This window comes from Paraburkholderia solisilvae, assembly GCF_902859875.1.
GTDB classification, from domain to species: Bacteria; Pseudomonadota; Gammaproteobacteria; order Burkholderiales; family Burkholderiaceae; genus Paraburkholderia; species Paraburkholderia solisilvae.
Genome location: NZ_CADIKF010000033.1, coordinates 60,299 through 85,577 on the forward strand (window position 1 = coordinate 60,299; position 25,279 = coordinate 85,577).

General features: G+C 60.4%; 17 protein-coding genes and 1 pseudogene. 15 read left to right on the forward strand and 3 right to left on the reverse strand.

Features of this window, described 5'->3' with window-relative positions:
• The first annotated feature begins 69 nt into the window (after window positions 1-69).
• The 3 genes and pseudogenes from HV675_RS20165 (at window position 70) to HV675_RS20175 (ending at window position 4,052) form a co-directional block, all read left to right on the forward strand.
• A pseudogene (locus HV675_RS20165) lies at window positions 70-654 on the forward strand (recombinase family protein).
• A gap of 303 nt (window positions 655-957) precedes the next feature.
• On the forward strand, window positions 958-1,440 hold the full coding sequence (locus HV675_RS20170) for a hypothetical protein (protein ID WP_175112880.1): 483 nt from the start codon (window positions 958-960) through the stop codon (window positions 1,438-1,440).
• A gap of 617 nt (window positions 1,441-2,057) precedes the next feature.
• A complete protein-coding gene (locus HV675_RS20175) occupies window positions 2,058-4,052 on the forward strand; it encodes a DUF262 domain-containing protein (RefSeq protein ID WP_175112881.1) in 1,995 nt (664 codons plus the stop codon).
• A gap of 80 nt (window positions 4,053-4,132) precedes the next feature.
• Here HV675_RS20175 and HV675_RS20180 read toward each other — a convergent pair whose 3' ends face one another.
• Window positions 4,133-5,470, reverse strand: a complete 1,338-nt coding sequence (locus tag HV675_RS20180; RefSeq protein ID WP_175112882.1) for a type II secretion system protein GspD — start codon at window positions 5,468-5,470, stop codon at window positions 4,133-4,135.
• A gap of 354 nt (window positions 5,471-5,824) precedes the next feature.
• Complete coding sequence (locus HV675_RS20185) at window positions 5,825-6,505, reverse strand: DUF3800 domain-containing protein (protein WP_175112883.1); 681 nt, start codon at window positions 6,503-6,505, stop codon at window positions 5,825-5,827.
• Window positions 6,506-7,131: 626 nt separating this feature from the next.
• On the opposite strand from HV675_RS20185, the gene HV675_RS20190 reads away from it, so the two are divergent.
• The 6 genes from HV675_RS20190 to HV675_RS20215 all read left to right on the forward strand — a co-directional run bounded on the left by HV675_RS20190 (window position 7,132) and on the right by HV675_RS20215 (window position 13,659).
• On the forward strand, window positions 7,132-7,917 hold the full coding sequence (locus HV675_RS20190; protein ID WP_175112884.1) for an iron-containing redox enzyme family protein: 786 nt from the start codon (window positions 7,132-7,134) through the stop codon (window positions 7,915-7,917).
• Window positions 7,918-7,954: 37 nt separating this feature from the next.
• Window positions 7,955-9,256, forward strand: coding sequence for an ATP-grasp domain-containing protein (locus HV675_RS20195; RefSeq protein ID WP_175112885.1), 1,302 nt, complete (start codon window positions 7,955-7,957; stop codon window positions 9,254-9,256).
• A 12-nt stretch (window positions 9,257-9,268) separates the two neighbouring features.
• Window positions 9,269-10,507 carry an MFS transporter gene (locus tag HV675_RS20200; protein WP_175112886.1) on the forward strand — a complete coding sequence of 413 codons (1,239 nt, stop codon included), beginning with the start codon at window positions 9,269-9,271 and terminating at the stop codon, window positions 10,505-10,507.
• 26 nt (window positions 10,508-10,533) lie between these two features.
• The gene (locus HV675_RS20205; protein ID WP_175112887.1) at window positions 10,534-11,316 is read left to right on the forward strand and encodes a 2OG-Fe(II)-dependent halogenase WelO5 family protein; all 783 of its coding nucleotides are present in this window, start codon (window positions 10,534-10,536) and stop codon (window positions 11,314-11,316) included.
• On the forward strand, window positions 11,307-12,950 hold the full coding sequence (locus tag HV675_RS20210; protein WP_175112888.1) for an ABC transporter substrate-binding protein: 1,644 nt from the start codon (window positions 11,307-11,309) through the stop codon (window positions 12,948-12,950). The genes HV675_RS20205 and HV675_RS20210 overlap by 10 nt, the downstream gene beginning before the upstream one ends.
• Window positions 12,951-13,053: 103 nt before the next feature.
• Entirely contained in the window at window positions 13,054-13,659 is a 606-nt protein-coding gene (locus tag HV675_RS20215; RefSeq protein WP_175112889.1) for a LysE family translocator, read from the forward strand.
• 47 nt (window positions 13,660-13,706) lie between these two features.
• On the opposite strand, the gene HV675_RS20220 is transcribed toward HV675_RS20215, so the two are convergent.
• Complete coding sequence (locus HV675_RS20220; protein ID WP_175112890.1) at window positions 13,707-14,555, reverse strand: AraC family transcriptional regulator; 849 nt, start codon at window positions 14,553-14,555, stop codon at window positions 13,707-13,709.
• Window positions 14,556-14,909: 354 nt separating this feature from the next.
• On the opposite strand from HV675_RS20220, the gene HV675_RS20225 reads away from it, so the two are divergent.
• From HV675_RS20225 to HV675_RS20250, 6 genes are all read left to right on the forward strand, one after another.
• Window positions 14,910-17,216 (forward strand): PAS domain-containing hybrid sensor histidine kinase/response regulator, encoded by a 2,307-nt coding sequence (locus HV675_RS20225; RefSeq protein ID WP_246270416.1) that lies wholly within the window; start codon window positions 14,910-14,912, stop codon window positions 17,214-17,216.
• A gap of 478 nt (window positions 17,217-17,694) precedes the next feature.
• Window positions 17,695-19,134, forward strand: coding sequence for a two-component system sensor histidine kinase NtrB (locus tag HV675_RS20230; RefSeq protein WP_246270417.1), 1,440 nt, complete (start codon window positions 17,695-17,697; stop codon window positions 19,132-19,134).
• A complete protein-coding gene (locus tag HV675_RS20235) occupies window positions 19,131-19,808 on the forward strand; it encodes a response regulator transcription factor (RefSeq protein ID WP_377700528.1) in 678 nt (225 codons plus the stop codon). The genes HV675_RS20230 and HV675_RS20235 overlap by 4 nt, the downstream gene beginning before the upstream one ends.
• A 222-nt stretch (window positions 19,809-20,030) precedes the next feature.
• Window positions 20,031-20,417: a response regulator transcription factor gene (locus tag HV675_RS20240; protein ID WP_175112891.1), complete on the forward strand. Its 387-nt coding sequence runs from the start codon at window positions 20,031-20,033 to the stop codon at window positions 20,415-20,417.
• A gap of 212 nt (window positions 20,418-20,629) precedes the next feature.
• Window positions 20,630-22,054, forward strand: a complete 1,425-nt coding sequence (locus tag HV675_RS20245) for an efflux RND transporter periplasmic adaptor subunit (protein ID WP_246270418.1) — start codon at window positions 20,630-20,632, stop codon at window positions 22,052-22,054.
• A 13-nt stretch (window positions 22,055-22,067) separates the two neighbouring features.
• The coding region (locus HV675_RS20250) for an efflux RND transporter permease subunit (RefSeq protein WP_175112892.1) at window positions 22,068-25,279 on the forward strand (3,212 nt) is incomplete at its 3' end.

The window sequence follows — 25,279 nt, forward strand, 5'->3', positions numbered from 1 at the left end:
GCAAAAACTTCGTAGCCTTTTCAATTCGATTCGTTTGCACGAAAGACCATTTCGGTTTTTGTGCGCAAGATGAGAATCGGCTACGCGCGTGTATCAACGCAAGAGCAAGAAACGCGTGCACAACTCGACGCACTGTCAAAAGCAGGCGTCGAGTTAATCCACGAAGAAAAACGGTCGGGCGCAATTCTGCGCCGACCAGTCCTAGACAAACTCCTCCGAAATCTCAAGCGCGGCGATACGCTCGTCGTCTACAAGCTCGACCGCATCGCGCGATCGCTTAAGCACCTGCTCAGCATCATCGAACGCCTGCAAGATCGCGGCGCGGACTTCGAAAGCCTCACTGAGCACATCGACACGAACACGCCGGCAGGGCGGCTCATGCTTCAGATGCTTGGCGCGTTTGCGTAGTTTGAGCGGGAGATGATTCGCGAGCGGACCAAGAGCGGCATGCAGGCCGCGAAGAAGCGGGGAATACGTTTAGGGCGTCCCCGAAGTCTTGAGCCACATGACGAGCGGCAAGCGGTTGCGCAATGGCGTACGGGACGCTATACGCTGACCGCGCTTGCTCACCAGTACGGCGTCCATCTTTCCAGCATCAAGCGCGCAGTCTACCGGGCCGATCAATCCGCACAGCCGCGCTTGCTCAACGACTGAAACCCGCGTTTAGCATGGGCAAGGGGCAGGTGAGGCCAGCCCCTTGCCCAGTGTCGAGCGTATCTTTTCACGTGGCCGTCAAGTCCACGCCCTCCGGGGCCGCTGCGCGGCGACTTGACGGGATCAAGAGCAGTTGGCGTGACCTCGCATCACATCTCCTACGTCAACAGCCCTGTGGGAATTCCTTTGGGCTTGACCTATCGTGTCTTGCATATATTGACTGGTCGATCCTTGATGTTCGCATACCGCCCGATGCAACTAGCATGTTCACAAACCAAAGTGGACATTCGGAAGGGGTAAAGCATGGTACCGAAGTCGCGGTCACTTATAGTGCGCTGTATCTTCCTCACTGCCTGTGAACCGACGACCGCTCAGGCGATGTGTGACTCACCGATAAGCATCCCTAATCTGATCGGCTACAACTGCCATGGAATTTTCTCCGTCGTACGTAAAACGGCTGCAGCGATCGTCATGGCGCTGACGTTGATCGCCACCTCTGATGCGCATGCACAGGGTGTAATTATTCGCGGGGCCAGTAGCTGTGGACAATGGACCGAGGCGCACAAGTCTCCTGATCCGTCGATAAGCAGCGTTGCCATGGAACGGTGGCTTATCGGATATCTCTCTGGCTTGGCACTCGGCACTAAAAAGGACATCATTAAAGACACCGATAATGCCTCAATATTCCAATGGATAACTAACTACTGTAACGCCAATCCCCTAGATAACGTAGCGGATGCGGGTGAAACGCTCTGGACGGAGCTTATCAAGCGCAAGGGCCTGTGAACCTCCTCTCACGCTTAGCCAAAACGAAAATGATTCGCTAAAATCAGCAAAAAGCACACTAACGCGATCATGCATAACAACCGACCTACGCCCACGCCATCCACTCATCGCCTACCGATCTGGAAACATCCTGCTTATCTCGCTTTGTGGGAACGCCTGCCGTACGATCTGCAAATACGCCTTATCGAGCTTGAAGCACGACTTGACAGGACATCCGGAAACGCCTGCGCGTTAAACGGCGGGGTCTAAACGGCATGCAGCAAGCCGTCCTACTAACGCTAATCGGTGCGGCTGTTCGCGGCATATTTTATTTACTACACATCAAGCGGTAACTCACAGATTCAGTACCTGCAGCATCAATAGAATGTCCGTCTTGGCAGTCGACACCGCATGCCGCGCCATCCAGCGCAACAGGAATGACAGGCCCGAATTCGCGTGCGTGTCCTGATCCTGCGTCGCCCGCCAATGCTCCGCAGACGCGCTGCCGCCCTACACGACTCCGCTCTGCGCTGGACACTCCTGACGCTATGCCTAGATTTAGACCGACAGATCGAAGCACATACCTACCGAGATATACTCTGCAGAGGCCAACACATTCCCAAACCGAAAACGACACTATGCAAACTGAATTAATTTCCTTGTCTAAGGCGTTCACCGAAAACCTATACCGGATACCCGATTACCAGCGTGGATACGCTTGGGGCCTTAAACAATTAAAAGATTTCTGGAACGACATCGCTCAGCTTCCAGATCGCCACAATCACTATACTGGCGTGCTAACGCTAGAAGCCGCCCCTAAATCTGCAACGGCAACGTGGGAAGACGATCTATGGATAATTGAGGCAAAAAACTATCAGCCTCATTTTGTCGTAGACGGTCAACAGAGATTAACAACCGCGATAATTCTTATTCAGGTAATTTTGGAGGCGACTCAAAACGGTGAAACCCTAAATTTTGACACCAAGGAAGAAATTCAGAAGCGCTACATCTATCTTACGAAGGATGGCGGTATTTCTAGATCGTACATATTTGGATACGAAAAAGATAATCCGAGCTACGAATACTTAATAACGCACATTTTTCAAGAGCAATCCGACCGTCATTCAACGGTTGAAGAAACTATTTACACCAAAAATCTTTCCTTCGCGAAGGAGTATTTTCAAGAGAAAATCAAAGACTATTCAGCCATAGAGCGAGAGAAGCTATACACAAAGATAACGCAAAATTTGTTATTCAACGTGTTCACCATCCGCGAAGATGTTGACGTTTTCGTTACATTCGAAACGATGAACAATCGCGGTAAGCCGCTTTCAAATCTCGAACTTTTAAAAAACAGACTAATTTATCTATCCACGAAGTTCATTCCTAATCAAGATGGAGAACATTCACACGACAGGACAAAATTGCGTCGAACAATCAACGAATGCTGGAAATCAGCATATCATTATCTAGGTAAAAACAAAGCCCGCGTCCTCGACGACAATTTCTTTCTTCTTGTGCAATTTCTTATGTATTTCAATGTTGCGCTTCCAAGAACGGAACATGCACAGGCAAACAATTCCCTCGGACTATACAAATACAAACAAGAAGAAGGATATAAAGAATATCTTTTAGATGAATTTTTCACTGCCAGACGAGTTACGGATGCTTCCATCGAAAACCCATTATCCGTCGACGCGATCTATGCTTACGCAAAGGACATCAAAGACACAGTAAAGGTATATCACGAAATATTTAATCCCGAAGACAGCAAGCTAAGCGGTCAAGAAAAGATGCACCTTGAGCGCATTGGTCGGCTTCGAAACTACGACGTGATATTGCTTTTGACTGCAATGTACAAAAAGAAGCCACCACAAGCTCAACGTATCTCATTTCTCGAACAGCTAGAGCGGATGCTGTTTTTCCGCACCATTCGTTCTTACCATTTTCACAATATTGATCTCGAGGAAGATGGCGTATTATTCATTGCAGGAAAAAAGACTTTTGCCGAGATTGTAAAAAGCGTTTCTGACTGTACAGAGGAATTTATAAAATCAAAAGATTTCAAAGAGTCGATCGCCAATCTTGGTAAAGGTGGTGGATATTACGGATGGGCAGCTATTCGATATTTTATGTTCGAATATGAACAATATCTGAAATCACAGACAAAAACTAATCGAGACAAGCTATCGTGGGAGGATTTTAGAAAGGAAAATTTCAAATCTGACTACGTCAGCGTCGAACACATCTATCCGCAGCGTGCCGCACATGCATCGTGGAACGGTGCCTTCTCAAAATACAAAATTCCTCAACGGAACATTCTAAAAAATTCCATTGGTAATCTAGTTCCCCTGTCCATACCGAAAAATTCGTCCCTTGGAAACAGGCCATTCGTCGACAAAAAGGGATCGCGCGAACAAAAGGTCGGGTACAGCTACGGGTGCTACTCCGAAATTGAGGTTTCGCATGAAGACGAGTGGACTCCACACCACATACTTGCCCGTGGGCTACGGCTACTGAATTTTATGGAAGATCGATGGAAGGTCGATTTTGGTACGGATCGCAACAAAACAGATTTACTTGGCCTAGGTTTTCTTGATCCCACTAGAAAACTTAAGTTGCCCAAAAAATAATGCGATATCAAGCACTTTCGCCGCTATTCCACTAATGGGCAAGCGAGGCGCGCACGTGCGCACTCGCAGCCCCCAAATAGTCAGAGCTTTTGTACCTGCAGCATCAGCAGGATTTCGGTTTTGCTGGTCGACACCGTATGCCCCGCCATCCAGCGCGGCAGGAACGACAGGCCCGAGTTCGCATGCGTGTCCTGATCCTGCGTCAGCCCGCCGATGAGCAGCACATCACCATCAGCCAGGCTGAACGAGCTTTCTACCTTGCGTGTGTTCTTCGTAGGCGAGTTATTGACGCCGGTCGTCGTATTCACAAAGCTGCTGATTTCCTCGACGAGGTGCAGATCGATCGCATCGCGCTTGACGGTAGGTTTCACCTGGAAGATCACACCCGCATCCTGATACTCGACGCTCTGGACCGGCGCGGCCGTCGCACTGGGATACGACACGGAACCGATCACCGGCACCGACTCGCCCACGTTGAGACTGGCCGTGTCACCCGAGCGTACCCGCAGATTCGGGGACGTCAGCACCTTGAACCTCGAATCACTGTTGAGCGCTGCGAGCGCCGCGTTAAAGCCGCCCACAGACAGCCGGATTGCGTTGTCAGTGTCGCTCACACTCCCAACGTTCAACGAGCCGCCCACACGCCCGTCCAGCAGGCTCAGAGCAAGCTGGAATGCCGAATTGTTGTTACCGGTGTCCGTGACCTCGTACACCCATGCCCGTACCGACACGTTGCTAACCGGCGTGTCCAGCTCAGGCAGCAGCTTTTTGAGCATGGTCACTTCGCGGGACGAGCCGACGAACGTCAGCACGTCCGCCGACTGATCGACAATCCCCGCGGCTGACGTTGCCGGAACATCGCTTGCCACCTTCGCCCCTTCCGGCGCCGCAATCGATCGGTTCTGTGCGACACGACCTTTCACCATCGGCGCCACAATCCGCGACAGGTAATCGGCATCCCGGTACTTCGGCGCATACACGAACGTCTGCTGGTCGGCCTCATCCTTCGACAGCTTCGATTTTCCGATGTACGCCACACCGTCGCGATCCGTGACCGCGTAGCCGAGCGAATCGAGAAACGTTGACAGGAACGAGCGTACGTCGCCCTGCGTCCTGTCGAAGCGGAACGACACCGGCCGCTCATCGGCCAGCACGTCTGGATCAATCACGTACGGCGTTTGCAGCAGATCGGCATAGATTAGGTCGACCACCTGTGCCACCGGCACGAACCGCAGATCGATGCGTGAGCCGGTCAAGCGCGGCAACGCACCCATCGGAAACGACACCTTCGCGGCAGCAGCAGACGCAGCCTGAGGCAGGCCTGCAGGCAACGGCAGCATCCCGGCCGCACCCGTTGACACGTCAGCCGCATGAGCGCCCAGCGCAACACACAGCAGCAGCAATGCGGCTCGTCTCATTTCGTCACGCTCCCGAGCGGCGACGGTGCCGCAGCCTTCGTTGCACCTGACCATGTGGCAACACGCGAACCCTCGACGATGCCGATCATACTGATTCCACGCCCCCATGAACTCCGAAGGCGACTCGACGCGCAACCGGCCCGATGCATCCGCAAGCACGATCCACGAATGCCCGTCGTCGGTAACATCGCCGCCGCTCGTTTACAACAGCTTCGCGTCAAACAAAAATGCCGTTCAGTCGCTTAACTGAACGGCATTTGGCCCCACGGCCCGTTTTTCATTTGTAGCGAATTCAGTCCGCTCCTCCGCATGGGGCGCAGTCAAGCGCCGCTCTCTCTGCCAACCTGGTTCACTTCAACACAGTTCCGCCGCCTGCTTGTTCTTCACCGTGTTATCGAAGAACAGACGCTTTTCAGCCAGATAAGGCGCCGCCAGCCGATACGCCGAACCATTCCCATGCTCGTGGTGCGCCCACACGATGCCGGCGAGAACGTCGACGAATTGCAGCGACAGGCAATCCTTGCTTTCCCATGGTGTGGTCTGCAGCGTCGTGTCGCTGATCGATGCGAGTTCGGTGGAAAGGTACTGCTGAAGCCCGTGCGTGAATTCGACCTTCATTGACCTCTTGTCCGGAATCAGGCAGACCGACTCATGCTTGCACATGAGGTCGAGCAGGAGGCACTTCGACATGTAGTTGTATAGGCCATTCGGATTGCGCCGGAATGCACCGTTCACATTCTTCTTCTGCACGGTAATGGCCATGAAACGTATGTCTTGATGCTTCATGCGCATCTCGCGCAATCCCAGCGCAAAACGTTCACGTTCGCCGCTTGATAGCGCGATGGACTTCAACTCATTTTTCGCCGCGCGGCCCCGCTTTTTGTAAAGACCGCGAACGACTCGATTGAGTACGGGCTCCCGGCCGTCTGGAATGACGGTTGCAGCCAGTGTGAAGTATTGGCTCGACCCGCCGTGAAGATGCGGTTCGGTCAGCTTCCAGCCAAGACATCCACTTTCATCGAGATAGATCGTCACGCCCATAGGCTCAGAGAAAAAAATAGCCTCCCAAGAAAGGAGGCTATCGGATAGTGCGATACCCGGACCTGGCGTACCCCTAGTACGCTTACGATTGCAGGCGCCAATTATTCGCAGGCTGCCCGGGCATATTTAAATCGCAACGCCGCTACACATGCAGTTTGAACCATGACAAAAAGAATAGCAATCGGCGTAAGCAAAAAAATAGGTACTCCGATCGAGTCATTCGACATGACGATAGGAAATATCCATTATCGTGGCTTCAACGTTACTCATAATCTCATTTGTAAAATAAAAAATTAGGATTTCATAGAAATATCCAAATTCATCTTTTAAATCTTCCGGCACGCATGCGAACGCAACGCGAGCATGCGTCGCATGCATTGATCTGGCGGCCCTCCCGCCCCTGGGTAATTTTCTTCAATACATCCCCACCGCCGCTATATAACCTCTCGCCCGTGTCCCGATCCGATCCGGATCCGATCGACACAAAGCGCGCCGCAAGGCAACAACGTCTTCATTCGGCCATCCGGCGGACCGGGCAGTGAGGCAACACACCCTGTTCGAGGTTCTGGTCCGCCACGCGCGGATTGGCTGGTGCAGGACCCAAACGAGGGAAGGTCAGCATGAGTCAACAGGAATTCTCATCAAGGCAGCATGCTGTAGAAGCGCGTCGCTACCTGATTCCGGAAATGGAATATGGATACGATCATCCCGAGGTGATCTTCTGGACGCGGCATTTCGCCAGCGAGGCGCACAAGCGCAACGTCTTCGCCAACATCAAGGCGGCCTTGCAAAGCCAGCGCTCGCCGGTCGCCGCGCAGGCGCTGGCCACGGCCTGGTACGATTTCACGCGCTATGTGCCGACCTTCCTGACGCGCGCAGTCGCCCAGACCGGCGACCCGGAGCGGCAGCATCATCTGATTCAGATCGCCTACGACGAATTGGGCGGTCGCAACAAGGAGTTCATTCACTCGCAGCTTTTCCTGAAGGCGATCGAGACCATCGGCCTGAAGGTCGCGCCGAGGCACTCCGGCTCATCCATTCGCGAAGTCATTCAGGTGCTCGACGCGACGCTCGCGCATACCGATAGCGAGGCCGGCATTATCGGTTTGCTGCTGAGTTTCGAAATCATCGCCGAAGAGAACATCGAAATGCTATTCGATGGGTTGTGCTACAGCGATGATTGCGCAGCGGCGCTTTCGGACTCCGCGTTCTTCAAGGTCCATCGCCTCGACGAGTCGGAACATATCCGACACTCGGTCGCCAACTTTCTGCGGTTCTGCAATACGCCCGCCGAGCGCGCCGCATTCAAACAATCGTTCGACCAGGGCGTCGACTATTGGCGCCGCTTCTGGGATCAGTGCGCCTGTCTGATCACGCTCGAATCCGGTTCCCGCACGCACACGTGATGCATGCGTTCCTGCACCAACACAACAAGGCGTGCGCATGAAAACTGTCGTCTTCATTGAAACGAATTTCAGCGGTCTGGATGCGATCGCTTATTGCCGGCAGAACGGATACCGGTCCGTCCTCGTCACCGACAATTTCGAGCGCTTTCGCAAATGGTTTCCCGCGTCATCGCTCGCGAGGCTCGATCTGGTCGACAAGGTCATCCATGTGTCGAATTCAAACGATTTCGACCAGGTTGCGCGGGCGCTCAGAAAAGCGCTTGCTTCGATCGACGCGCTGCTGACTTTCGCGGAAATACGCACGCATATTGCCGCGCGTTTGTGCCGCGAGTTCGGTTTGCGCGGCGCCAATCCCGAGGCGATCGAACTCGCGCAGGACAAATACCGCTTCCGCCGGACGCTGCTGGCAAAGGGCGCGGACAGCGTCAAATGCAGAAGGATCGATAGCATCGAATTGCTGCCCGCGTTGCTGTCCGCAGCCGATGAGACGCTCGACTTCCCCTGCTTTGTGAAGCCGGTGCAAGGTCATTCGAGTATCGGCGCAATGCTGTGCCGCGACCGGTCGGAGGTTCCCGCCGTGGTGCAGTCGATGCGGCGGATTACCGAAGACTGGATTTCGCCGGCCTTCGTCGTCGAAGACTATCTGAGCGGCGAACTCGTCAGCGTCGAAATTCTGACCACGGGCGCGGGCCAGCATCAGATCGTCGGTATCGCGGATCGCGACGTGATCAACGCGGCGGTTGAAATCGGCGCGTCGTTCCCGCTGGTCGACGCGCATCGCGAAGCCGTCGAGCGCAAGGCCTGCGCAGCGCTCGATGCGATCGGCTACGACTTCGGCGCAAGCCATGTCGAGATTATCGTGACGCGCGACGGACCGCATCTGGTCGAGGTCAATACACGCGTCGGCGGCAGTGGCCATGCGCTGATGCTGGATCTGGCGACCTCGCGCTCGATCGTCGGCGACTGCATCGAACTGTGCCTCGGCACGCTGCAGTGTGCCGCAGGCACGAGCGCGAGCACGGCCGGCGCTACTGCTGACGCCGATTCCCGCTCGACCGGTCACCGCCTGTACCACCCGCAGCGCGGCGCTGCGTGGAAGTGCCTCGTGAGCCACATGAGCGGCACGCTGATCGCGCTGCCGACACTCGATGCAATCCGCGCGCAGCCCGGCGTGCATGAAGTCTGGCTGCACTGCGAACCCGGCGATCGGGTCGCCGACGTGAACTCCAACTTCAGCTGGATCGCACAGGTGATGTGTACCGGGCACGACCGGCAGGAGGCCAAACGCAACGCCGCGCGGGCCGTCGATTTCATCGCGGCGCAAACGACGATTGCATAAAGGTGCGGCGCGATGATCCAGCCTGATCGAGCCCGAGTCAATCTGCTGCTCAGTACCGCGGCGTTCACCGTGTCATCGGCCGGGTCGGTGCTGCTGCATATCTTGCTGGCCGTTTCCATCTATGCGAAGACCGGCTCCGGCCTGATGACCTCCGTCTTCGTGTCGCTGCAATGGCTGCCGGCGATGCTGGTGGTGCTGTTGCGCAGCGACTGGGAGGACGGCGCCGATCCGCGTTCACGCTGGTACCGGCTCGAACTGATCTCGGCCGCGCTGACCGTACCCGTTGCATTCGTTCCCGATGCCGCCGGCTACTGGCCGATCATCGTGATCCTGCTCGTGCGCGGCCTTGTGGACCAGGTGAACCGGATCAACAAGACGGTCGCCGCGCGCGTGCTGTTTCCACGCGCCAAAGCGACCCACTATGCGTCGTTTCTGCAATCGGGCTACCACTGTGGCATCGGCCTTGCCGCCATCGCCAGCGTGGCCGTGGCCGACCGGCTCGAGGTTCGCGCAATCGCGCTGCTCGATGCGCTGACTTTCGTCGCCGCCGCCGCACTTGTGTGGTTCACGCGTTGCATCGAGACGCCGGCCGCCGCGGCACGCCGTGCGCACAACCCGCTGCGCGCGCGCCTCGCCGAATACCGCGACGCGCTGGCGGGCGACCGGCGACTGCTCGTATGCGCGCTGCTGCCGCCGCTGACCGCGACATTCTTCCAGGGCACGTATAGCGTGTTGCAGCCGATCTTCCCGGTTCAGCGCTTCGGCCTCGGTCCGGCGGCCGTGTCGATGTCGTACGTGCTCGCGAGCGTGGGCATCGTGATCGGCTCGGCCGGTTTCTCGTTCTTCTGCAGAGAAACGCGGCTCTTCGAACAACCGTTCGTGAAGGTGCGACGCCTCGCGCTCACCTTGTCGGCGCTTGCCGCGCTGCTCTATATCGGCACCGCGGTCGGCGTGAGTCCCGCTGTCAGCGCGGCGCTTTTTCTCGCGATGATCGTCGTGTTCGAGTTCCTATGGATGATGGGCTACAGCGGCATGGTCGCGCTCGCGCCGCACGGCCGCCTCGGTTCGATATTCGGCATGTCGTTCGCACTCGGCTGCCTGCTCGCGAGCGTGCAGGCAGCGCTGGTCGGCGCACTGGTCGACCGTTTCACCGACCGCTTCGTCGAGGTGGTCAGCGTGTTGATGATGCTTTATCTGACGGTGGTCGTCTTCATCGCAGCGGGTCACCGGCAATCGGCGCGCGTGGTCTGAGCGCGCCGCAACCCACGGAGAAACAGATGGGCAATTGGATTCGCTCGCAGCTATGCGAATTGACCGAGTCAAATCTGGATTTGCTGCTGGACTTCCGGATTCCGGGAATCATCGTCGAGCGCTTCCTGCCGCTCGATGTCTGCACGCAAGTCGCGGCGCGCCTGCGCGAGATGGCATTCGGTCACTACGCGCACCTGAACGAGATTCCCGTGCATCACGTTGGCGTGTGTCACAACCAGTGGGCGCACGACGAAAAGTCGGTGTACTTCGGCAAGACACGCGCAGCACAGACGGAAATCGACCGCGTGTATGAAGGCCTCGGCATCGATCCGGTGCGCATGGTCGCGCAGGCGCTCGCCGCGCGCGCGAATCGCGAAGCGGATGTCTTCGAGGAGCCGGGCTTCGGCAAGTACTTCGCCGGCGCGTTCAGGCGTTTTCGCGGCCACGGCCGTCTGCATGTCGATCATGCGCCAAGCCATATCCGGCAGCCGTGGGCGGTGACGCAAATTCGCCGGCAACTGACCTGGAACCTCTACTACTGCATGCAAGGCCACGGCGGCGAACTGGTGATCTACGACACGATTCACACGCCGCACAACGAGCGTCGCAAAGTGCCGGGCGAATACTACTTTCCGTACGACGTGCTGGAACGTGATGACCGCTTGCGCGTGATGCCGGCGGTCGGCGATCTGATCATCTTCAACACGCAGAATTTCCACGAGATTTTCGGCACGCCCGACGGCGAGCGCATTTCGCAGACGTCGTTTATCGGGCTCAAACCGGACGGGAGCCTCGGCCTATGGTCGTGACGGCAAGGGTAGCGCTGCTACGTGGGCGGGTGCGTCGCACCGCGTGTTTGCTGGGCGTGCTCGCCGGCATGATCGGCGGCGGCACGGCGCACGCGTCGCCGGCCGATACGCTCGTCTATTGCTCGGAGGGCAGTCCCGAGTCGCTGAATCCGCAGCGGATGCTGTCGGGCACCGCGCGTAACGCGACGGCGACGACCATCTACGATCGACTCGTCGACTTCCGCCCGGGCACCACGGAAGTGGTGCCTGCTCTCGCCGAGCGCTGGTCGATTTCCGCCGACCAGAAAACCTACGTGTTCCACCTGCGGCGCGGCGTGAAGTTTCACCGGACCGCGTTTTTCACACCGGGCCGCGATTTCAACGCGGACGACGTGTTGTTCTCGTTGAATCGCCAATGGAAGATCGATCATCCCTACCATCGCGTCGGTGGCGGAAACTATCAGTACTTCCAGGGTATGGGCATGGACCAACTGATCGTGTCGGCCGCGCGTGTCGATGCGTACACGGTGCGCATTGTCCTGTCGAGGCCCGACGCGCCGTTCCTCGCGGATCTCGCGATGCCGTTCATGTCGATCCTGTCAGCCGAATACGGAGCGCAGCTGCTTGCGCAGGGAAGGCCGGAAGACCTCGACAGCGAGCCGATCGGCACGGGCCCGTATGCGTTTCGCAGCTACCTGAAGGACAGTGTGATCCGCTACGATGCCCATCCGCAGTACTGGCGCGGCAAACCGGCCATCGCCCATCTTGTGTTCGCCATCACGCCCAACGCGAGCGTGCGGATGCAGAAGGTGCTGCGCGGCGAATGTCAGATCTCGGTCGCGCCGCCGCCGGCGGACTTGCCGGCGCTCCGTACGCAGAAAGGACTGGTGCTGCAGGCGCAGGACGGCCTGAACATCGGTTATCTCGCGATGAATGTCGAAAAGCCGCCGTTCAATCATGTGCTGGTGCGTCGTGCGGTCGCGCATGCATTGAACCGGCAGGCGTATATCGACGCGATCTTCGACGGCAATGCCAAACCGGCCATCAATCCGTATCCGCCGTCGCTATGGTCGTACACGGACCAGGTGCGCACCTATCCGTACGACCCCGCGAAGGCGCGCGAGCTGCTTGCCGAGGCGGGCTACAAGACGGGTTTCAGCACGACGCTGTGGACCTTGCCGGTGAGCCGCCCGTACAACCCGAACGGCCGCACGATGGGCGAGATGATGCAGGCCGATCTCGCGCGCGTCGGCATCAAGGTCGATCTCGTCACTTACGACTGGCCGACCTATCTGAACAAAATCCGGCGCGGCGAGCACGATATGGCTCAGTTGGGCTGGTCAGGCGATAACGGCGATCCCGACAATTTTCTGTACACGCTCTTCAGCTGCGATGCGGTGACGCGCGGTTCGAACAATGCGCGTTACTGCAGGCGCGATTTCAATGCGCTGATCACCGAGGCGCGCGCGACATCGGACATCCAGGTGCGCAGCCGTCTGTACGGCCGCGCGCTCGCGATGCTGGCGGATGACGAACCGATTGTGCCGCTCGCGCATGCGACGGTGTTTCGCCTGTTGAGCGCGAGGGTCAGCGGATATGTGATGAACCCGTTCGACATCGACTACTTCGCCGACCTGTCGCTGAACGATCTTTGAACTGCCAGATTGGACCAACCACGCGGATCAACCGCGCGGACCAACCATGTGGACGACCCGCGCGGTCACGTCCGGCATACGCGAACCTGAGGAGCAAGACTGAATGGCGTTGTTTATCGCAATGTGTGTCTTTTCACTGACGATGTCGATTTCGCCGGGACCGGTGAACATGGTGATCGTGTCGTCAGGCGCCAATCATGGCTTCCGGCGCACGATTCCGTTTGTGTCCGGCGCGACGATCGGCTTTACGCTGCTGCTGGTGGTCGTCGGCTTCTGGCTGCTGAAGCTGGTCCGTGCGTATCCGGTCTTTCTGATGTATCTGGAACTGGTCGGCGCGGCGTTGATCGTGTACGTCGGGTACAAGATCGCGTCCGCGTCGCCGGAAATCACCGTCGAAAAAGCGCGCACGCCCACCTTCGTCGAGGGCTTCCTGCTGCAATGGCTGAATCCGAAGGCGTGGATCGCGTGCGCGTCGGGGGCGGCACTGTTCTCGAGCCCGGACACCCACGCGACGCTGATCGCGTTTATCGCGGTGTACTTTCTGATCTGTTACCTGTCGCTGGCGGCGTGGGCCGTATTGGGCGAGCGCGTGGCCGTGCTGCTCAAAACCCGGCTGCGCATGCGCGTGTTCAATCTGACGATGGGCGGCATGCTGATCGCAACCGCGGGGTACCTCGCGTACTCGCAGCTCGCCCATCAGGCGATCTGACGCGCGCGGCGCGACGCCGCGTGGGGCGTTGATTCAGGGTTCAGCGTTCAGGCGCGCCGCCGGTATTGCCCCGGCGTGGCCGCCATGAACTGCCGGAACACGCGCTGCAAATGCGCCTGATCCGAGAACCCCGCCTCGATCGCAACCTCGGCGATGGTTCGCCCGCGTCTGAGTTGCACGCGGCAGTAGTCGACACGGCGGTCGATCAGATAGGTGTGCGGCGTCATGCCGTAGCAGCGTTTGAACGCACGAATCAGATAGGACGCGGACAGTTCCGCGGCCGCGCAAATCTCGTCGAGCTTGAGCGCATGCGTGCAGTTTTCGCGGATATATTCGGCGGCGCGCGCGAGCTTGTGATTGTGTTCGCTACATGGCTGCGGCGCTGGATTGAGCCATCGCTGTACTTCGCCAAAGAAGGTCAGCAGCGCGCAGTGCTTGCGCAGCGGGTCGACCGTGTGGCTCGTCAGCAGCGCGTGCAGCAGGTTGAAGCCGCCATACAGCTCGCGGCGCGTGCTCAGCGCGGTCGAAAACACGCGAAACTGAGCGTCGCGCGTCACGCCCAGTTGACGCTGCAACTCGGCGAGCCACGGCACGTCCACATACAGCATGCGGTATGACCACGCCTCGCGGTCGAGCGGATTGCACGCATGCACGTCGCCAGGATTGATCACCACCACGCTGCCCACCCCGATGCGTTCGCGCAGCCGCTCGTTGATATACGTGCAGCGCCCCTCGGTGACGACCCCGATCGAAAACACGTCGTGCGTATGTTTCGCGTAGCAGACGTTGCGGCCGTCGTGCACGGCGCGCGCCTCGACGAACGGCAGCGTGTCGTCGCGCCAGAAGCGCGGGACCATCGCGTCGGGCAACGTGGAAGGGGCGGCGTTCTCTTTCATCGCGGCGCAATCTGAAGTTGGGTTGTCGCTCCGGCGGCGGCGAGGCGGACGCGCAGTCGGGACGAAACGCAAAGTCTGAGTGAACGGGCAGGTTCGTGTCTATGCGAAAAGGCGGATTTTCCTTCGGTAAATTCCTGCTGCGCATTTTCGCTTATTGACGATCGGGTACGCATTCTGCTTTTACTTGATCACGTAATGGGTGAATCTCACGATGCCGTCTATAACCAGAACGAGCATAAGATATGCGTCGTTTGCTTTCCTCCGATATTTAGATTTCAGCGACTCATGACAACCCGCGACCGGAAAACCGCAGTGATCGTCGCTGGCGACGTCTCTCGTGCGTCGTCAGGCCAGATGCCATCGAATGACGCTGACGCATCGTTCAGAACGCTAGTCGAAGCCAACGATCACTGTGCGCTGGCGGTGCTTGACCGCGCGGGCATCGTGCTGGGCTGGAACGTCGCCGCGGCGCGGCTGACCGGTCATACGCGCGCGGCGGCGCTCGGGCAGCCGCTGTCGTTCCTGTACGCGGGCGCCGCGGCGCAGGGCGGCCTTGCCGCGGACGTGCTCGCCGGGCAGGACCTGAAGGCGGCGGCCTACCAGGGGCGCGTCGAGGGCGAGCGCCGCTTGCGGGGCAGCGACGGCAAGCCGGTGCATACCGGCATGTCGCTCAGCGCGGTGCGAGACGCCGGCGGGGCGCTGGCCGGCTTCAACTGCCTGTTCACGGCGCGTCACCGTGCGTCGGATGGCGACCCGCAACTGATCGACGCCGGCTCGGAACGTTTCGCGCAGATCGTCCAGGACATCCAGGACTATGCGATTTTCATGCTCGATCGCACGGGCCACGTGATGAGCTGGAATGCCGGCGCGCAGCATATCAAGGGCTACCGGCCCGACGAGATTATCGGGCGTCACTTCTCGACGTTTTATTCGGCAGAGGACAGGGCCGCGGCCAAGCCGGAACGCGAGCTGGCGCTGGCCGAACAGTACGGCCGGGTCGAAGACGAAGGCTGGCGCATCCGCAAGGACGGCACCCAATTCTGGGCGAATGTCGTGATCACCGCGTTGCGCGGCGCGGACGGGCGGGTGCGCGGCTTCGCGAAGGTCACCCGCGATCTGACCGCGCGGCGCGCGGAGGAAGAAAAGCTGCGGCAAAGCGAAGAGCGCTTCCGTCTGATGGTCGAATCGGTCAAGGACTACGCGATCTTCATGCTGGACCCGGACGGCAACGTGGCCACCTGGAACGCGGGCGCCATGCAGATCAAAGGCTATCTGCGCGAGGAAATCATCGGTCGCCCGATCTCGACCTTTTACAGCGCCGATGACAACGCCGCGCAGAAGCCGCAGCGCGAGCTGGAGATTGCCGCGAAGTTTGGCCGTATCGAAGACGAGGGCTGGCGCGTGCGCAAGGACGGCTCGATGTTCTGGGCGAACGTGGTGATTACCGCGGTGCGCGACAGCACCGGCCATCTGCTGGGTTTTGCGAAGGTCACGCGCGATATGAGCGAACGCAAGCGGCTCGAGGAACTGGAGGTATCGAGCCGTCGCATGAGCGAGTTTCTCGCGACGCTCGCGCACGAATTGCGCAACCCGCTTGCACCGGTGCGCAACGCGGTAAGCGCGATGCAGATCGCACCGAACACAGACCCTTTGCTGCGCCAGTGCCGCGACGTGATCGATCGCCAGATCGGCCATCTGACGCGCCTTGTCGAAGACCTGCTCGATATCGGACGCATCACGACCGGCAAGATCGAGCTGCGCCTCGCGCTGGTCGAGATGCAGGACGTCGTCGCGCGCAGCGTCGAGGCCGCGCGGCCGTTTACCGACGCGCGCGGGCAGACCATCAAGGTGGTGATGCCGGCTGCGCCGCTCGTGGTGCGCGGCGATCTGACCCGGCTCGTGCAGGTTCTGCAGAACCTGTTGAACAATGCGTCGAAGTTCTCGCCGAACGGCACGCAGATCTCGATTCACGTCGGCAGCGAGCGCCGCTCGATCGTCGTGCACGTGAAGGACCACGGGCGCGGCATTCCCGACAGCGCGATCGATTCGATCTTCGACCTGTTCGTGCAGGAGGGACATGCGCAGAATCCGACCGACACCGGCCTCGGCATCGGACTCACGCTGTGCCGCTCGCTCGTCGGCCTGCACGGCGGCGCGATCCAGGCGGCGAGCGCCGGGCGCGGACGGGGCAGCACCTTTACCGTGCGGCTGCCGCTCGCGCCGGGCACCGGCCACGATCACGACGATGCGCCGCCGCCCGCGCTGGTCCGCACGAATCGCGCGTCGCTGCGCGTGCTGGTCGTCGATGACAATCGCGATTCGGCGGACAGTCTTGCCGTGCTGCTCGAGATGAAAGGACATGACGCGCGCGTCGCCTATGACGGCGAGAGCGCGCTCTCGACGGCGAGGGCTTTCCTGCCGCAACTCGTGCTGACCGATCTGGCGATGCCGAATGTCGATGGCTTCGGTCTGTTGCGCGAGCTGCGCTCGAATCCGATGCTGTCGCTCACGCGCATCGTGGCGATGTCCGGTTTCGGCCAGATAAGCGACCGCGAACAATCGCTTGCCGCGGGCTTCGATGCGCACCTCGTGAAGCCGCTGGAAATCGCAGTACTGAACGAATTGCTCGATAGCGTGGCGCGCCCCGGGGCGAATCTTTGACCACGCCTATTCCGTAGGGAATTAAAAATTCTGTATGAAATAGAATCGCCTTTAACAATAAACAACATTCAAAAATCATGAGATAGGTGAAAACGCGCGCACATCTGGAAAACTTTGTAATCGTCTGCCGTTTCGGCCGAAGAATCCCTTTACTAACGGGTACTTTCTGCCTAGCATTAAGTTGCAATTTTTTCCTGAATCAATCGAAAATCGAATTAAATGCTCTGCGCTATCGCATTGGCTGTGATAGCGAACGTTCCCGTGATGTGCGCTGCATTGCCGCACGTCCCATCAAAGCCCGTTCCCAAGTTAAGCGCAATCAGAACAAGTTGTTGAAGTCGTCAGTGTTTCGAACGATCGACGCGCGTCACTCGGCCGTCCGGCAACTGCATGGCTCATGCTCCCGCCGGCATCACGCGTCGTCGACAGGCAGGCCAGTCAGGTTGTCTTGTGCGAGCGTCGACGAGGAACGTAAGCCATGAACATCGCCATCTTTGCCGTCGCGCGCGCGGTCGCCGCGCGTCTCAAGCGGTGGTTGGCCCCGTCGTGGGCCGCGCCGCGGCACGCTCAGCCGTGGTCTGTGCGCCTTGCCCCCTCTCTTGCCACGCTGCCCGACTGGCAGCCCGATTGGCAGCCCGACCGGCCGCAAGACATGGCGTCCAACCTGGCCGCGCCCCTTCTGCATGTTTCGTCAATTGCCGAGCTCAAGCGAAAAGGGCAGCCGGGCGACGCGTTGCGTACCACCGCGCGCATCGGCCGGCTCGCGCGCGCGTGGCGGGCGCTGCTCGGGCGCGACGCGGCAAACGATGAGCGGGAGGAGCCCGACGCATTCGCGGCGCTCGAAGACGCGCCGGTCGCGGCAATCGTCGTGGACCGGCAAGGGCGGATCATGCGCGCGAACGCGCAGGCCGAGCGGCTGTTCCAGTATCGCCGGTCCGATCTCGCCGGACTGTCTGCGGATCTGCTCGTGCCGCATCTGCTGGGCGCGGCACATGCGCATCCCGATGCGCTGCACCTGGCAGCGCATCCGCGTGCGCACGAAGCCGCGCGCGTCCGCGAGATCCGGGCGAAACGCCGCGACGGCAGCGTGTTTCCGGCCGAAGTTGCGGCGCGCGAATTCCGCCATGGCGGCTGCGTGGCGACGCTTGCCTTCGTGACCGACCACACCGAACGCCAGGAGCTGAAGCGCGACCGGCAGGAGCTCGCGCATCTGACGCGTGTGTCGACGCTCGGCGAGCTGGCCGGGTCGCTCGCGCACGAGCTGAACCAGCCGCTCACCGCGATCCTCAGCAACGTGCAGGCCGCGCAGCGTTTTATCGATCTCGATCCGGCCGAGCTCGACGAGGTCCGCGAAATCCTGAAGGACATCGTCGACGACAGCTGCCGCGCGAGCGAAGTGATTCGCCGCATCCGTGCGCTCGTGAAGAAAGACGAACTGGAACTCGTGCGGCTCGATCCCGGCAGCGTGTTGCGCGATGTCGTGCAGCTCGTGCATAGCGATGCGATCGTGCGCGGCGTGCATCTGTCGCTGGATATCGACGACGATTTGCCGTCCGTGTGCGGCGACCGCATCCAGTTGCAACAGGTCGTGCTCAATCTGCTGATCAACGCATTCGATGCCGTGAGCGATTGCGATGCGCTCGAGCGTGTCGTGATCGCGTTCGCGGGACTCGATCGCGACGGCAACGTGCGGGTGGCGATTCGCGATCGCGGACCGGGCGTCGCCGCGGATCATCTCGAGCGGATCTTCAGGCCATTCGTCACGTCGAAGGCGCATGGCCTGGGCCTCGGGCTGTCGATCAGCCGTTCGATTGTCGAGATGCATCGCGGCCGGCTGTGGGCCGAAAACAATACCGACAAGGGCATGACGTTCTACGTCGTATTGCCGCCATGGAGCGGGCCGGAAACGGCACGATGATCAAGATGACGAACGAATGCAACGCAACCGTGTATGTGGTCGACGACGAGTCTTCCGTGCGCCGCGCGCTCTCACGGCTGATCCACTCGGCGGGCTATCGGGTCGACGCCTACGGCGCCGCCCGCGAGTTTCTCGCGCATATGGCGGCGCGCTCGTCCGGTGCGGATCCGGCGCACGGCAATGGACCCGCTTGCGTCGTGCTCGACGTGCAGATGCCCGAACTGAGCGGCCTCGAATTGCAGCGCGAACTGCCGGCATCGCTGCCGATCGTTTTTCTGACCGGCCATGGCGATATCGCGATGACGGTCGGCGCACTGAAGGCCGGCGCCGCGGATTTTCTGACCAAGCCGGTGCGCGATGCCGACCTGTTGCGCGCGATCGATCAGGCACTCTCGCGTTCCGAGGACGCATTGCTGCGTCTGCGCGAGCTGCATGAATTGAAGAGCCGCGTCGAGCGCCTGACGCCGCGCGAGCGCGAAGTCATGGAGCTCGTCGTAATGGGCCGCCTGAACAAGCAGGTGGCCTGCGAGCTCGGCACCGTGGAGAAAACGGTGAAGGCGCATCGCGCGCGCGTGATGCAGAAGATGGAAGCGAATTCGCTGGCCGAACTGGTGCGTATCGCGGACAAGGTCGCACGAGCCGGCGTCACGTTCGAACAGCCCCGGCACGACTGACGGCGCTGCGAACGCGCAGACCCGCGGCGTGCAGTGCGTGATCGTGCTGGCGAGACGAGACGCGTGCCGCCGGCGCGTGTGCCTCTCATCACGCCTCTATCTGCGCCACTCGCTGTACGGGACCAAGGTCCAATATCAAAGCGGCGCGCCGTCTCATAGTCTATTGCTGGGAACGCATTTGCAGACTGTTGCATAAGCGTTGCCGGTCACCGGACTATTCAAATGGGCACTGCCAAACCATTCGTTGTAGTGGTTGACGACGATGCATCGGTGGGCCGGGCGATCAAACGATTGTTGCGCTCCGTCGGGATCGTGGCTGACACGTTCGCGAGCGGCGACGAATTCCTGGACACCTTGTCGTCCATGCCCTCGTATCGCCCCGGCTGCGTGATTCTCGACGTGCAGATGCCCGGTTCGAACGGACTCGAGGTCCAGCGACGGCTGGCGGGGCATGCTTTGCCAGTCATTTTCATCACTGCGCATGACGACGCCGGCGTGCGCGACGAAGCGCTTGCGGCCGGCGCGGTCGCGTATCTGCGCAAGCCGTTCAACGACGCGCTCTTTATTCGCACCGTGTGCGCCGCGCTGAAAATCGAAGCGCCGCGCTAGCGCAGGCGTTGCGCGCATCCGCGCTATTGGACCAAGGTCCAATTGTCTTTGAAGGGGTGCGCTTCCAATATTGACAGCATCGGACTTGCCCTCTGCGGGACGGCAAGCGTCGAGGCGCGCCCGTGCACGGCATAACGGGCGCAGCCCAATCCATTTCAATGAACATCCCGTGTCTGATTCAATGAGCGTAACGATCAGGTGGAGCAAACAGAATGAATCGATCGTTTGAGCGCGACCTGTTGCTGTCGCGCGCCGTGACGAGGGGCCGGCGCGCACGCTGGTGGCTGCCGCTTGCGGCTGCGGTGTTGCTGCTCGGCGGCTGCAAGAAGCCGCCGGCGGAAGCGCAGCGCCCGCCGGTCGACGTCACGATCGTCACGGTCGAACAGAAAGCGACGCCAGTCGATTTCGATTTCACCGCGCAAACGGAAAGCTCGCGTGCAGTCGAGATTCGCGCACGTGTCGAAGGCTTCCTCGACAAGCGGATGTACACCGAAGGCTCGCTTGTGAAACCGGGGCAGACCATGTTCATCATGGACCGCAAGCCGTTCGAAGCCGCGCTGCAAACGGCCAAAGGCGAGCTCGCGCAGCAGCAGGCGCGGCTCACGGTCACCAAGGCGAATCTCGCGCGCGTGGTGCCGCTTGCCGCGCAAAACGCGTTGAGCAAGAAGGATCTCGACGACGCGGTCGGCAACGAGAAGGAAGCAGAAGCCGCGGTGATCGCCGCCAAAGGGCAGGTGCAGACCGCCGAGCTCAACCTGAGCTATACGATCATCAAGTCGCCGCTGCTCGGGTTGTCGAGCTTCGCGCGTCAGCAGGAAGGCAGCTACGTGACGCCGACCCAGGGCGGTCTGCTGACCTACGTGTATCAGCTCGATCCGATGTGGGTGAATTTCAGCATCTCCGAAAACGAGTTGCTGCGCTATCGCGAGCAGATCGCGAAAGGTCAATTGCGCTTCCCGCCGGAAAACAAGTTCGACGTGACGGTGATCCAGGCCGATGGGTCGACCTATCCGGAGCAAGGCCGTATCGACTTCACGAACCCGGCGTTCAGTTCGGAAACCGGCACGTTCCTCGTGCGCGCGGTCTTCGCCAATCCGCAGGGCACCTTGCGTCCCGGGCAGTTCGTGCGTGCGCGCGTGTCCGGCGCGGTGCGGCCGAACGCGATCCTCGTGCCGCAGCGCGCGGTGCTGCAAGGTTCGAAGAGCCACTTCGTGTGGGTGATCGATAACGAGTCGAAGCCGCGTCAGCGGGTGGTCGAGGTCGGCGACTGGCACGGCGACGACTGGTTTATCACGCAAGGTTTGCGCACCGGCGAACGCGTGATCGTCGACGGTGCGATTCGCGTGACCGCGGACTCGCAGGTCAAGGTCGTGGGCACGGCGACGCCCGGCCCGCCGACGGATGGCGCCGCGGAGAAACCGGCGGCCAGTGCGCCCGCGTCGGCTGCGGGCGCAAGCCTGTTGCCGCACGAGAGGCTGCATGAAGGGCTGCATGAAGGGCTGCATGACGCACCGCACGCGCTGCAGCTCGCGCAACAGCGCGCGGACGACGGCGCGGGTAATCACGCAGAGCGCCGCGCGGGCAGCAGCGCAGACAGGCGCGCGGGCAATACCGTAGCCGACAGCGTGATCAGGTGAGCGAGCCGAGCCGATGAACATCTCCCACTTTTGCATCGACCGCCCGATCTTCGCATCGGTTATTTCGATCATCATCACGCTCGGCGGCGCACTCACGATGCTCTCGCTGCCGATTGCGCAATATCCGGACATCACGCCGCCGCAGATCACCGTCACCGCGACTTATCCGGGCGCAAGCGCGGACGTGGTCGCGAACAATGTCGCCGCGCCGATCGAGCAGCAGGTCAACGGCGCGGACAACATGATTTACATGAGCTCGTCGAGCTCGTCGACCGGCAACCTGACGATCAACGCGTACTTCGAGATCGGCACGAACCCGGAGCTCGCGCAGGTCGACGTGCAGAACCGCGTGAATCTCGCGCTGCCGCAATTGCCGCAGTCCGTGCAGGCGCAGGGCGTGTCGGTACAGAAGAAGTCACAAGCGTTCATGATGGTGATCGCGATCTATTCGCCGACCGAGCGCTACGACTCCACCTATATCGCGAACTACGCGAACATCTATGTGCTCGACGCGTTAAAGCGTATCCCGGGCGCGAACCAGTCGAGCATCTTCGGCACACCGGATTACGCGATGCGCATCTGGCTGCGGCCGGACCGCATGGCGCAACTGGGCATCACCGCGTCCGACGTGCAGACCGCGGTGGCCAACCAGAACCAGCAGTACGCGGTCGGCCGTCTCGGGCAGTCGCCGACCGGCGGCGCGGTCGAACAGTCGTTCGCGGTCACCACCACCGGGCGCCTCACGGAGCCGTCCGAGTTCGAGAACATCATCATCCGCGCGCAAAGCGGCGGCGCGGCGATCGTGCGTCTGAAAGACATCGGCCGCGCGGAACTCGGGCAGAAGGATTATTCGATCCGCAGCAAGTTCCAGGGCAAGCCCGCCACCGTGATCGCGGTTTATCAGCAGCCGGGGGCGAATGCGCTCGACGTGTCGAAGGCGGTGCGCAAGACGCTCGAGGAGATGAAGAAGACCTTCCCGGAAGGGATCGACTACAAGATTGCGATGGATACGACCGAGTTCACGCGCGCGTCGATCTCGGATGTGGTCCACACGTTCTTCGAGGCGGTCGTGCTGGTGGTGATCGTCGTGTTCGTGTTCCTGCAGAACCTGCGCGCGACGTTGATTCCGGTGATCGCGGTGCCGGTGTCGATCGTCGGCACGTTCATGGGGATGGCCGCGCTCGGCTTCTCGATCAATATGCTCACGCTGTTCGGCATGGTGCTCGCGATCGGTATCGTGGTGGACGATGCGATCGTCGTGATCGAAAACGTCGAGCGCAACATGACCGTGCACAAGCTCGACCCGAAGACCGCCGCCAAGCAGGCGATGGATGAAGTGGCGGGCCCGGTGGTCGCGATCGTGCTGGTGCTGTGCGCGGTGTTCGTGCCGGTGGCGTTTATCAGCGGCATTACCGGCCAGATGTACAAGCAGTTCGCGATCACGATTGCGATTTCGGTGGTGATCTCCGGACTCGTCGCGTTGACGCTGTCGCCGGCGCTCGCCGCGCTGCTGCTCAAGCCCGGCCACGGCGAAAAGCGCGGCTTCTTCCGCTGGTTCGACCGGCAGTTCGCGCGGATGACGGCCGGCTACACGCGCGCGGTTCAACTGATAATCAAACGCTTCGCGATCGGCCTGTTGATCTTTCTCGGCATGATCGCGCTCGCGGTCTGGATGATGCGCACGATTCCAGGCGCGTTCCTGCCGCCCGAGGACCAGGGCTACCTGCTTGGCGCGGTGATCATGCCCGATGCGGCGAGCCTCGATCGCACCGGCGACGTGTCGCAGCACGTGACCGACTATTTCATGAAGGAGCCTGCGGTCGACAGCGTGACCATCGTCGACGGCTACAGCCTGCTCGACAGCCAGACGAAGAACAATGCGTCGACCTTCTTCGTCGGCTTCAAGAGTTTCGATGAGCGCTACAAGTCGGCGAACATCCGCACGCAGAATGCGCGCGCGGTGATCGTCAACGCGTACAAGGCGCTGTCGCAGGTGAAGGAGGGGATTATCGTGCCGCTGAATCCGCCGTCGATTCCAGGCCTCGGCACGACCGGCGGCACGGAAGTGTGGATTCAGAGCCTCGGCGATGCGTCAGTGGCGCAGTATGCGGCGATCGTCGACGAGTTCGTCGAGAAGGCGAAGCAACGGCCTGAGCTTTCCGGCGTCACGTCGACCTTCAATGCATCGTCGCAACAATTGCTGGTGAATGTCGACCGTGACAAGGCAACGACGCTTGGCGTGCCCGTCGAGGCGGTCTATAGCGCGATGCAAACGATGTTCGGCTCGCTGTACGTGTCGCAGTTCAATCGCAATAGCCGCCTGTGGCAGGTGATCCTGCAGGCCGAGCCGACCTATCGTCTGAAGCCCGAAGATCTCACGCAGGTGTTCGTACGCAGCAGCAGCAACGAAATGGTGCCGTTGAAATCCGTCGTCACCTACAAGTACGTGACCGGTCCTGACCTGATCACGCGCTTTAACAACTACCCGGCCGTCAAGATCACGACCAATGCGGCGCCGGGCTACAGTTCAGGGCAGGTGATTCAGGCGCTCGAGGAAATCGGCGCGCAGATGCCGCAGGGCTACGCGCTCGCGTGGAGCGGTGAAGCGTATGAAGCGAAGCAGGCGGGCGGCGCCTCGGGGCTCGTGTTCGCGTTCGGCATCGTGATGGTGTTCCTGATCCTTGCCGCACAGTACGAGAAGTGGAACCTGCCGTTCGGCGTGCTGATGGCGGTGCCGTTCGCGCTGTTCGGCGCGCTGCTCGCGATCCTGCTGCGCGGGCTCAACAACGACGTGTACTTCCAGATCGGCCTGACGATGCTGGTTGCGCTCGCCGCGAAGAATGCGATTCTGATCTTCGAGTTCGCGGTGTTGAACCGCCAGAGCGGCAAGTCCGTTTTCGATGCGACGATGATCGCGGCGGAAGAGCGTCTGCGGCCGATCGTGATGACCTCGCTCGCGTTCATTCTCGGCTGCGTGCCGCTTGCGATCGCCACCGGCGCATCGGCCAACAGCCGGCATTCGATCGGTACCGGCGTGATCGGCGGGATGCTCGGCGCGACCGCGATCGCGGTGTTCTTTATCCCGATGTTCTACTACGTGCTCGAGACGCTGTCCGACAAGCGCAAGGGCAAGAAGAAGGCTGGTGCGGCCGGCGGCGATGCGCCGCCGCCGGGTCCCACGTCCGGCACGCATGGCGGACCGTCGGCAGGCGGCGGCCCGGCGGC

Coding starts and splice junctions, on each gene's coding strand:
- HV675_RS20175 (WP_175112881.1), top strand. CDS start 2,058: ATGCAAACTGAATTAATTTCCTTGTCTAAGGCGTTCACCGAAAACCTA.
- HV675_RS20215 (WP_175112889.1), top strand. CDS start 13,054: ATGGCGTTGTTTATCGCAATGTGTGTCTTTTCACTGACGATGTCGATT.
- HV675_RS20210 (WP_175112888.1), top strand. CDS start 11,307: ATGGTCGTGACGGCAAGGGTAGCGCTGCTACGTGGGCGGGTGCGTCGC.
- HV675_RS20245 (WP_246270418.1), top strand. CDS start 20,630: ATGAATCGATCGTTTGAGCGCGACCTGTTGCTGTCGCGCGCCGTGACG.
- HV675_RS20230 (WP_246270417.1), top strand. CDS start 17,695: ATGAACATCGCCATCTTTGCCGTCGCGCGCGCGGTCGCCGCGCGTCTC.
- HV675_RS20180 (WP_175112882.1), bottom strand. CDS start 5,470: ATGAGACGAGCCGCATTGCTGCTGCTGTGTGTTGCGCTGGGCGCTCAT.
- HV675_RS20195 (WP_175112885.1), top strand. CDS start 7,955: ATGAAAACTGTCGTCTTCATTGAAACGAATTTCAGCGGTCTGGATGCG.
- HV675_RS20240 (WP_175112891.1), top strand. CDS start 20,031: ATGGGCACTGCCAAACCATTCGTTGTAGTGGTTGACGACGATGCATCG.
- HV675_RS20190 (WP_175112884.1), top strand. CDS start 7,132: ATGAGTCAACAGGAATTCTCATCAAGGCAGCATGCTGTAGAAGCGCGT.
- HV675_RS20170 (WP_175112880.1), top strand. CDS start 958: ATGGTACCGAAGTCGCGGTCACTTATAGTGCGCTGTATCTTCCTCACT.
- HV675_RS20225 (WP_246270416.1), top strand. CDS start 14,910: ATGCCATCGAATGACGCTGACGCATCGTTCAGAACGCTAGTCGAAGCC.
- HV675_RS20235 (WP_377700528.1), top strand. CDS start 19,131: ATGATCAAGATGACGAACGAATGCAACGCAACCGTGTATGTGGTCGAC.
- HV675_RS20205 (WP_175112887.1), top strand. CDS start 10,534: ATGGGCAATTGGATTCGCTCGCAGCTATGCGAATTGACCGAGTCAAAT.
- HV675_RS20220 (WP_175112890.1), bottom strand. CDS start 14,555: ATGAAAGAGAACGCCGCCCCTTCCACGTTGCCCGACGCGATGGTCCCG.
- HV675_RS20200 (WP_175112886.1), top strand. CDS start 9,269: ATGATCCAGCCTGATCGAGCCCGAGTCAATCTGCTGCTCAGTACCGCG.